6 protein-coding genes are annotated in these 9,008 nt (G+C 66.3%); 4 read left to right on the plus strand and 2 right to left on the minus strand.

Features of this window, described 5'->3' with window-relative positions:
- Positions 1-813 precede the first annotated feature (813 nt).
- The 3 genes from C41B8_RS18765 to C41B8_RS18775 are packed head-to-tail and all read left to right on the plus strand — an operon-like array spanning position 814 to position 6,561.
- Positions 814-2,091, plus strand: a complete 1,278-nt coding sequence (locus C41B8_RS18765) for a metallophosphoesterase family protein (RefSeq protein ID WP_037341795.1) — start codon at positions 814-816, stop codon at positions 2,089-2,091.
- Positions 2,088-5,603, plus strand: coding sequence for an ATP-binding protein (locus C41B8_RS18770; RefSeq protein ID WP_037341797.1), 3,516 nt, complete (start codon positions 2,088-2,090; stop codon positions 5,601-5,603). The genes C41B8_RS18765 and C41B8_RS18770 overlap by 4 nt, the downstream gene beginning before the upstream one ends.
- Positions 5,593-6,561 carry a S66 peptidase family protein gene (locus C41B8_RS18775; RefSeq protein ID WP_051883781.1) on the plus strand — a complete coding sequence of 323 codons (969 nt, stop codon included), beginning with the start codon at positions 5,593-5,595 and terminating at the stop codon, positions 6,559-6,561. Before C41B8_RS18770 ends, C41B8_RS18775 begins: the two co-directional genes overlap by 11 nt.
- Before the next feature lie 69 nt (positions 6,562-6,630).
- On the opposite strand, the gene C41B8_RS18780 is transcribed toward C41B8_RS18775, so the two are convergent.
- The gene (locus C41B8_RS18780) at positions 6,631-6,930 is read right to left on the minus strand and encodes a hypothetical protein (RefSeq protein WP_156962599.1); all 300 of its coding nucleotides are present in this window, start codon (positions 6,928-6,930) and stop codon (positions 6,631-6,633) included.
- A 470-nt stretch (positions 6,931-7,400) separates the two neighbouring features.
- Positions 7,401-7,997, minus strand: a complete 597-nt coding sequence (locus tag C41B8_RS18785; protein ID WP_037341801.1) for a LysE family translocator — start codon at positions 7,995-7,997, stop codon at positions 7,401-7,403.
- Between the two features lie 103 nt (positions 7,998-8,100).
- Between C41B8_RS18785 and C41B8_RS18790 the strand changes: the two genes are divergently transcribed.
- Positions 8,101-8,658, plus strand: a complete 558-nt coding sequence (locus tag C41B8_RS18790; RefSeq protein WP_037341803.1) for a TetR/AcrR family transcriptional regulator — start codon at positions 8,101-8,103, stop codon at positions 8,656-8,658.
- Positions 8,659-9,008 lie beyond the last annotated feature (350 nt).

Consider the following 9,008-nt stretch of genomic DNA (forward strand, 5'->3'; position numbering starts at 1 on the left):
GCGCGACTCCCTTTCGTTTGCTTGTCCAAACGAAAGGAAGCAAAGGAAACGACACCCTATCTACGCGTCGATGCTGCGCATCGATACCCTGCGCTGCTCGCCGAGCCGGGCGCAGCCGGAACTCGCTGACGCTCAAACAGCCGGCTGCTTCATCCCGTCTCGGCTGTGCTGCTCGGCGCTCCGCAAGGGAACCCAATACAGCGCGGGCCCGCGACAGGTCGGAGTCCTCGTGATGCTTGGGCGATGGGTTTGTATTACCTCCCGTCTGAGGCGACGGAGACGCGCAGCGGCGACGGGTGTCCGGCGCATGCGCCGGTGCGGCCAGCCTGTCTGAGGGCCGCCAAAGCGACGCGAGTTCTGGCCGCATCCCGTCGACGCGAGCATCGGAGTGTCGCCCCGAGAAGCGGAGCAGGGTTTTCCCGCAGCGAAGCTGTGGGATGCGACCTTCGGCGGGTCGAACCGGACGAGTCGTGGCGCGGGGCTCGCGCCGAACGCCGGCGGTCGCATCCCGGCTACGCCGGGAAACCCTGCTCCTCGCCTCGTACGGCACGGCAAAGCCGGCGCCGATGCGGGTGTCTTTTCCTTTGGTTACTTTCGTTTGGACAAGCAAACGAAAGTAACTCGCACATCAGTGCGAAACCACAGCGCAGCAAGCCCCGCGGTTCGAGTCGACGTTGCAAGCGGAACGAACGCCGGTCGATACCTCGCGTACTCTCACCGAGCACACCAAAAGACAGGCCCAAACCGATTGGGCGAATCGCCCACAGCCGATAAGATGCCCGAATTGCCGATGCACCGCCCCGGTCCGCCGCCTTGAGTTCCTTCCGCTTCATCCACACCGCCGACATTCACCTCGACAGCCCCATGCGCGGCCTGTCGGACGACGTACCCGGGGTGGCGGAACAGCTGCGGCTGGCAACCCGCGAAGCGCTCACGGCGCTGGTCGATGCCGCCATCGAGCGCGCGGTGGATTTCGTCGTTATCGCCGGCGATGTGTACGACGGGGACTGGCGCGACTATCAGACCGGCGTGTTCTTCGTGCGCCAGATGCATCGCCTGAATAGCGCCGCGATCCCGGTCTATCTGATCCACGGCAACCACGACGCACAGAACCAGATGACGCGCAGTCTCTCGCTGCCGGACAACGTGCATGTGTTCTCGCACGAGCACGCCGAAACCCGTGCCATCGACGAGCTGGGCGTGGCTCTCCACGGCATGAGCTATGCCCGCCAGAAAACCACCGACAATCTGGTGCCCGGCTATCCGGCGCCCACGCCCGGCGCCTTCAACATCGGGCTGCTGCATACCGGGCTCGGCGGCTTGGGCGGGCACGAAAACTATGCCCCGTGCGGGCTCGACGAGCTGACGGCCAAGGGTTACGACTACTGGGCGCTCGGCCATGTCCACGGCGCAGAAGTGCTGGCCCAGCATCCGTACGTGGTGTTCTCCGGCAACCTCCAGGGCCGCTCGATTCGCGAGACCGGCGCCAAAAGCGCCTATGAAGTGATCGTGGAGGACGGGCGCGTGGCCGAGCTGCGCGCCATCCACTGCGACGTCGCGCGCTGGCAGCACGCCGAGGTCGATGTCTCGAACGCCAACGATTTCAACGACGTGACGGCCGCCATGCGGGAGGCCATCGAAACCGGCGTCGAGGCCGCCGATGGCCGGTTGCTGGCCATCCGTCTGCGCCTGACCGGCACCACCGCCCTGCACGATCGCCTCGTCGCCGCCCCCGAACAACTGCTCGCCGAGGCGCGGGCAGCCGCGGCCGGTCTGGGCGGCACGCCGGTGTATGTAGAAAAAGTCCGGCTGGCTACGGCGCCGGCGCTGGATGCGGCCACCCGGCGCGCCCGCCAGGACGCGCTCGGCGAACTGCAGCGGCTGCTCGACGACGCTCGCAACGACGCCGATATTCGCGAGATGATCGAAAAAGACGTGCGCAAGCTGGCCGAACGTCTGCCGCACGAAATTCGCACCGACGCCGACGACGCCCTCTTACGCGCCGCCATCGACGGCGATACAGCCGCGCTCATCGATGGCGCGGGCGATTATCTGTTGTCGCGGCTGGCCGCCGACGAGGACGCCTCGTGAGGTTCGCAGAGCTGAACCTGCTTGCCTACGGCCACTTCACCGAGCGACGCCTCGTCTTCACGCCGGGTAACACCGATCTGCATATCGTGTTCGGCGCCAACGAGGCCGGCAAATCCACGGCGCGCAGCGCGGTCGGCGATTTCCTGTTCGGTTTTCCCACGCAGACGCCGCTGAATTTCCTGCACGCCTACAACGCGCTGCGCATCGGTGCGCGTATCGAAGCCGACGACACCGAAATCGCGGCCATTCGCAAGAAAGGCCGCAAGAACACCCTGCTGGACGCCAACGGCGACCCCGCGAACGGGCTCGACACCGACCTGGAACGCCAGCTCGCCGGTGCCGATCGCGCGTTCTTCACCCGCATGTTCAGCCTGGACCACGACGGCCTGCGCGCCGGCGGCGAGACCCTGGCCGCTGCCGATGCCAACGCCGATACGGCCCTGCTCTCGGCCGGTTCCGGCCTGGCCGACGTGCTGGCCGAACGCGATGCGCTGGTGGCCGAAGCCGATGCGTTGTGGTCGCCGAACGCCTCCCAGAACCGGCGTTATTACCAGGCCGAAGCGCGCCTGAAAGCGGCCGACGCCGATATCCGCGAACACGAGGTCACGGTCGGCGACTGGCGCAGCAAGCGCGAAGCCTTCGAAGCCGCCGAAGCGCGTTACAACGAGCTGGCCGAACAGCGCCGCGGGCTCAGCCATCAATGGCGCGAACTCGAACGCATCCGGCGTGTGGCCCAGCCGGCCCGTCGTTATCGCGAGATCGAGGCTGAATTGGCCGATCTCGGCGACACGCCCGCTCTGCATGCCGATGCCCGCGCGACCTTCGAGCAGGCCAAAGAGACAATCGAATCGGCCAACGCCGCGATTGCCTCTATCGAAGACCAGATCGAGCGGATCGACGCCGAAATCGCGACGCTGGCCGACGACCCGGCGCTGCGCGAAGCCGGCGAGGCGATCGAGCGTCTGGCCGAACAACGCGGCCGGATCACCGCCGATCGCGAGCGCAGCGCCGAGATCGAGCGCGAACAGGCGCATCTCGCCGAAGCGCTCGCCCACGCGCGCCGCGAACTCGGCTGGCCCGACGAAACGAGCGAATGGCCGACCGCCGCCGCGCTTGCCCAGGCCCGGCGGCTGGCCGCCGCCGAGGCAACACACCGCCAGAGCCTGGAACACGCCACCGACAATCTGAACACGGCGCGCGAAACCGACGCCCGGCTCGCTGCCGAGGCCGACGCGCTGGGCGGCGCCGCCGACACCACCGCGCTCGACGCCTGGCTGGCCGCCTGTACCCGTGAAGGCGATCTCGAATCCGAACAGCGCAACGCCCAGGCTAATGTGGACCGGCTGGAGCGCGATCTGGCCCGCCGGCTGGCGGCGATGCAGCCGGCCGTGGCGGATATCGAGGCGCTGGCCACACTGCACGTGCCCGCACGCGATCGCATCGACGAGTTCGAAGCCGCCATCGACACCGCCCGCGAGAGCCGCCAACAACAGCAGGCCCGCGTCGACGAACTCAGCGACGAAGTCGAACGCGCGCGCGATGCGCTCGCCCGCCGTCGTGCCGACGAAGCCCTGCCGAGCGCCGACAGCCTCGCCGCGACGCGCGAAAAACGTGATGCCTGCTGGCAGCTCGTACGGCGTCGTTATGTCGAACAACGCGAGCGCGACCTGTTCGACGAGGCCGATGCCCCCAAACTGGACGCCGCCGCCGAAAAGAACCCGGTGGAAACCTTCGAGCGCACCACGCGCGAGGCCGACGCGCTGGCCGATGCCCGCTTCGAGCGGGCCGAAGCCATCGCGCAGGATGCCGAGCGCCAACGCCATGTCGCCGAGCGCGAACAGGCACTGGAACAGGCTACCGCCCGACGCGACGACGCCCGTACACGGCTCGACGGCCTGCAGATGGAATGGACCGCGCTGTGGACCTCGGCCGATCTGGAACCCGCCAGCCCGGCCGCCATGCGCGACTGGCTTGATCGGCGCGACGCCGCGCTGGCCGTCCGCGCCGATCGCATCGACGCCGAAGCCAAGCGCGACGATCTGGCCGAGCGCATCGCCGCGCATCGCGACCACGCGCAGCCGTATCTCGTCTCGCTTGGCGTGGACGAAAGCCAGATCGCCGACGCCTCGCTGGCCGTGCTGATCGAACATGCCCGCCGGCGGGTCGAACGCGAGCATCGCAAGCACGACGACCGCCAGCGGCTCGATCGTGAACGGGGCGAGCAGGCCCGTCGTATCGAAGCACTCCAAAGTACCTGCGAGCAGGCCGACGCCACGCTGGCCGATTGGCAACGCGACTGGCGCGCCGCGCTCGACGAACTGGGGCTGGACGCATCGCTCGATGCCCAGGCCGGCCAGGCCGCGCTCGACGTCATCGAAACCGGCCGCCAACACGCCCGCCAGGCGCGAGAGCTCGCCGCCGAACAGCAGGATCTCGACGAGCGCCGGTCGCGCTTCGAGGCCGAACTCGCCCGTATTCTCGAGGCCACCGGCCGCAGCGCCACCGACGACGAACCCGGCGAGCAGACCGTACAGCGATTGACGGCCGCCCTGCGCGATACCCGCTCGCAGTACGAACGCCTGCAGACACGCCAAGCCGATCTGGCGGTCCATCGCGAGCGTATCGCCCAACACGAACAGACCCGCGCCGAGGCCGAGCGCCGGCTCGACGGGCTCTGCCGGCAGGCTGGCGTCGCCGATCCGGACGCTTTGGAAGCGATCATCGCGCGCGCCGAAAGGCGCCAGGCCTTGATCGCCGAGCACACCGCCACCGCCGAAACGCTTACCGACCAAGGCGACGGCCAGTCGATCGACGATCTCATCGCCGCGGTCGAGGCAAGCGATCTCGATACGCTGCGTGAACAGATCGATGCCCTGTCTGACCAGATCGACAACGTGGACGCCGACCTCGGCCCCGCGCGCGATGCCCGCAACGAAGCCAAGGCCGCGTTCGACGCCATCGGCGGCGATGATCGCGCCGTCACCGCCGCCGCCGAACGCCAGACCGCCCTGGCCGATATGCAGGACGCCGCCGAGCGCTATCTGCGCGTCGGCCCCGCCGCACTGCTACTGAAATGGGCCGGCCAGCGTTATGCCATGGACAAACAGCGCCCGCTGATCGAACGCGGCTCGGTGCTCATGAACCAGCTCACCGGCGGCTCCTTCGAACGGCTGGCCGGTGAATTCGACGAGCGCGACGAACTGCAGATCGTGGGCGTGCGCCCCGACGGCTCGCGGGTCGCGCCCATCGGCATGAGCGAAGGCACGCGCGACCAGCTTTATCTGGCGCTGCGCATCGCCGCGATCGAGGATTATCTTGAGCGCGCGGCCGCCCTGCCGGTGGTCGCCGACGATCTGTTCATCAACTTCGACGACGACCGCGCCATGGCCGGACTGGATGCACTGGCCGGGCTGGCCGAAAAGACCCAGGTTCTGTTCTTCACCCATCACCAGCACCTGCGCGACATGGCCGTCGAGCGGCTGGGCGGACGCATCAACACCCATGACCTCTAACACCGCACCGCTCGGCGCCCCGTTTGCCCGCCTGGCCGAGGCACTGTCGCCGCTCGCCGGCCAGCGCATCGCCCTGATCGCCCCGGCCGGCGGCGTGCAGGACGAGCGCATCGATACCGCGCTTGCCGTGCTGGCCGCCGCCGGCATCGACGCTCATCTGGGCACGCATGCCCGCGATCATCATCGCTATCTGGCCGGCACCGCCGACGCGCGTCTGGCCGACCTGCACGCGGCGTTCGAGCTCCCCGGCGTCGCCGCCGTCTGGTGCCTGCGCGGCGGCTACGGCAGCGCGCACCTCGTGAACCGTATCGACTGGGCCCGGATTTCGACCGACGTCCCGCTGATCGGCTTCTCCGATATCACCATGCTGCTCGAAGCCTTTCGCCAGCACGGGCGCGCGGCCATTCACGGCCCGGTCGCCACCCAGCTGGCGTCGCCCGGCGAGACCGCCGAGGCACAGGACGCACGAGCCGCCGCCATGGCGTCGGTCGTCGACCGGCTGCAAAACCGCCCAAGCACCTGGGCGCTCACGCATCTCGCCGGCCCCACTGTGCCCGTCGCCGGCCAGCTCGTCGGCGGCAATCTCACCACGCTGGCCTGCATGGCCGGCACGCCCACGGCCCTGCGCCTGGAACAGGATGCGATTCTACTGCTGGAAGATATAGGCGAAGCCGAATTCCGCCTCGAGCGCAGTTTTCAGCAACTGATGGATGCCATCGACACCGACCGGCTACGCGCCGTCTGCGTTGGTGCGTTCAGCGACTGCACACTGGCCGACGGCCTGAACTCGCTCGGCGAGATTTTCGCGGAATGGCTGGGCGACACGCCGCTCTACGCCGGGCTCCCCATGAGCCACGAGCACATGAATACGGCGTGGCGGCCAGGCAGCCAGGCATCGATCGAGGACGGCCAACTACGAGTTGCGTCGGCCGGCACGGCCCGAACAGCCGAGCCTTAATCGACGCTCCGCACCCAGCATGTTGCCGTGAGCGACCTTATGCCAGGCGGCTAAACAGCGGATCGGCACCTACCCCGGCGAGCCAAAGTGCTCGCCAAGCTGGAGTTCGTCGACCAGGGTTTCGAGCCGCGCCCGCACCTGATCAAGGCTATCCACCGAGCTGCCCGCCAAGCCGCGGTCAACCGCCTCACGCGCCGCGCGGTCCAGATAGGAAAGCGCAAACTCCACGTTCTTGCGCACGACTTGATAATCCACCGGCTCGAGCGGCTTGCCGGCACACTCCTGTGCCAATTCCTGCGGGACCATGATCTCCTCGTTTTTACTCACGACGGGCAACACCCGGCTTGCGGGGTCATTGATACGACCCACCGAGTATGCCTCGGTATACAAACACCGAAAGTAACGAACGTACGGCCGGACACCGCATCAAATCAAACCGTACGTTTTCGAGCGAATCGCGTTCATCGATGCGCACAGTCCACTCACAATACGGATCAGACGTTTAGCGAGTGGTTACAAACGACGGCTCCAAGCGATCTCGACCTGAATAGCCCGCCGATCAGCGCTAACCCATCGAGAGATCTAAAAACAGGCCAACGCATCCAAGCCCGAAGCGCCGCCAGCGACATTCCGCACCTATAGACGAGCGGCTACTGGCCCGACCGCCGACGCCCAACCCGCCGGCTGTCGCGGCCGATTCGCATGTCCGGAACCATTCGATCGAGCTATTGGCCTGCCTGCCCAGGATGCAGCTTCGACGGGCGGGCAATTACTCGAGGAGGCGGCTACCCAGCGGGCAAGTCAGTGCGCGTACCCGTAATCAGGCCCCGAAGCCCCTATTACCCGAACATCGCCCAAAGCACGGCCGCGACCATGGCCGTGGCGAGCACGCCGCGTATCACGCGTGCCGCACCCGGACGACGTAGCCAGGACGTGAGCAGCTGACCGCTCGCCATCCAGAACATGTTGGTCGATGCGGCCACCGCAAGGCATGTTGCCGCGGTCAGGCCATAGGCCCAGAGCGGCGAAGCGAGCGGTAGGATCGACTGCGAGAAAATGGCGAGGAAAGCCGCGTAGCTCTTGGGGTTAATCACGTTGAGCAACATGCCGTCTCGAAAGCGCGGCGCACCGCCGGCATCTGATGGATCACTTGGTGGCGAAGCCGTGGCGATCCCGTAGGCGAGATAGATGATGTAGAGCGCAGCAACGACTTCCAGAACACGCCGGAGGTTTGGAAAGTGGCTGAACAAGGCCCCGAGCCCCGCGGCCGAAGCCAACGCGGCGAGCGCGAGGCCGCTCATGATGCCGAAGTAAAACGGCAGCGCACGCTGCAGCCCGAACGTTGCGCTCGACGCCGCGAGCGCGACGGGCGCCGGCCCCGGCGAACCGAGTACAAGCGCTGCGGTTATTACGAGCGAAGTCATCGCTGTGGCCATAAGCGGTTTCCCATCTCGCGAACTAACGGAACCGATCAGTACCGTTTATACAGGACGGAACCGATCGGTTCCAATATGGCCCTTTCTGAATTAATGTGGCGACATGCCGACTCAAGCGAGAGAACGCCTACTCGATTCCGCCGAGGCCTTGTTTTATCGCTACGGTATTCAGGCCATCGGCATCGATCGCCTGCTGCAAGACTCCGGCGTCGGACGCGCGTCGTTCTATCGCCATTTCGAGAGCAAGGAGGCATTGGTCAGCGCCGTACTGGCGCGGCGTGATGCAGCGTGGCGCGAAATGTTCGATCACATTCTCGACGCCTGTGATGGCGAACCCCTTGCGCTGTTCGACGCGATGGCCGCGCGCTACGCCGAAAACGACTTCCGGGGCTGTGCGTTCATCAACGCCATGGTGGAAGCCGCGGACCGGAACAGCCCCTGGCACCAGATCGCCATCCAACACAAAAACGCGTTGATCGAACGGATCGCCGAATCCCTGCGGGCCGCCGGCCACACGGATGTTAAAAAGCAGGCGACCCAGTGGGTCATGCTACTCGACGGCGCCGTCATCACCGCGATGCGTGAAGGCCACGTCTGGCCCATTCAGGAAGCGCGCCGGATGGCGGCACAACTGCGGGATCAATCTGACGCTTCAAGCTGAGCGCATTTCGACGCCCGGATCGGCAGATCAGTCCGGAACAGGACAGTTAATGCCTGCTTCCGTGAAGCACCTCGCCCAAGGCTTTCGGGCCGATGCGCCCTATTCTGTATGCCGAATCTAGATAGCCGCTGGCGCGACCGTCGACGCCGTACCCCGCCGGTTGCTGCGAACAATGTGGATTTTCGGGGTCGTCGAGTCAGGGGAATTGCTGCGCTGACTCAAAGCAGTTGTTAGCGGGAGCGAACCCTCCAGACAGGAAAAGCCACTCAAAAAAATACGCGCACATAGCAAGACCCGAACATCCCTCTAGGATTTTCAAGTTTTCAGCTCATAATCGCGCTCTTGGGTGA

This window comes from Salinisphaera hydrothermalis C41B8 (assembly GCF_000732535.1).
Lineage (GTDB): Bacteria > Pseudomonadota > Gammaproteobacteria > Nevskiales > Salinisphaeraceae > Salinisphaera > Salinisphaera hydrothermalis.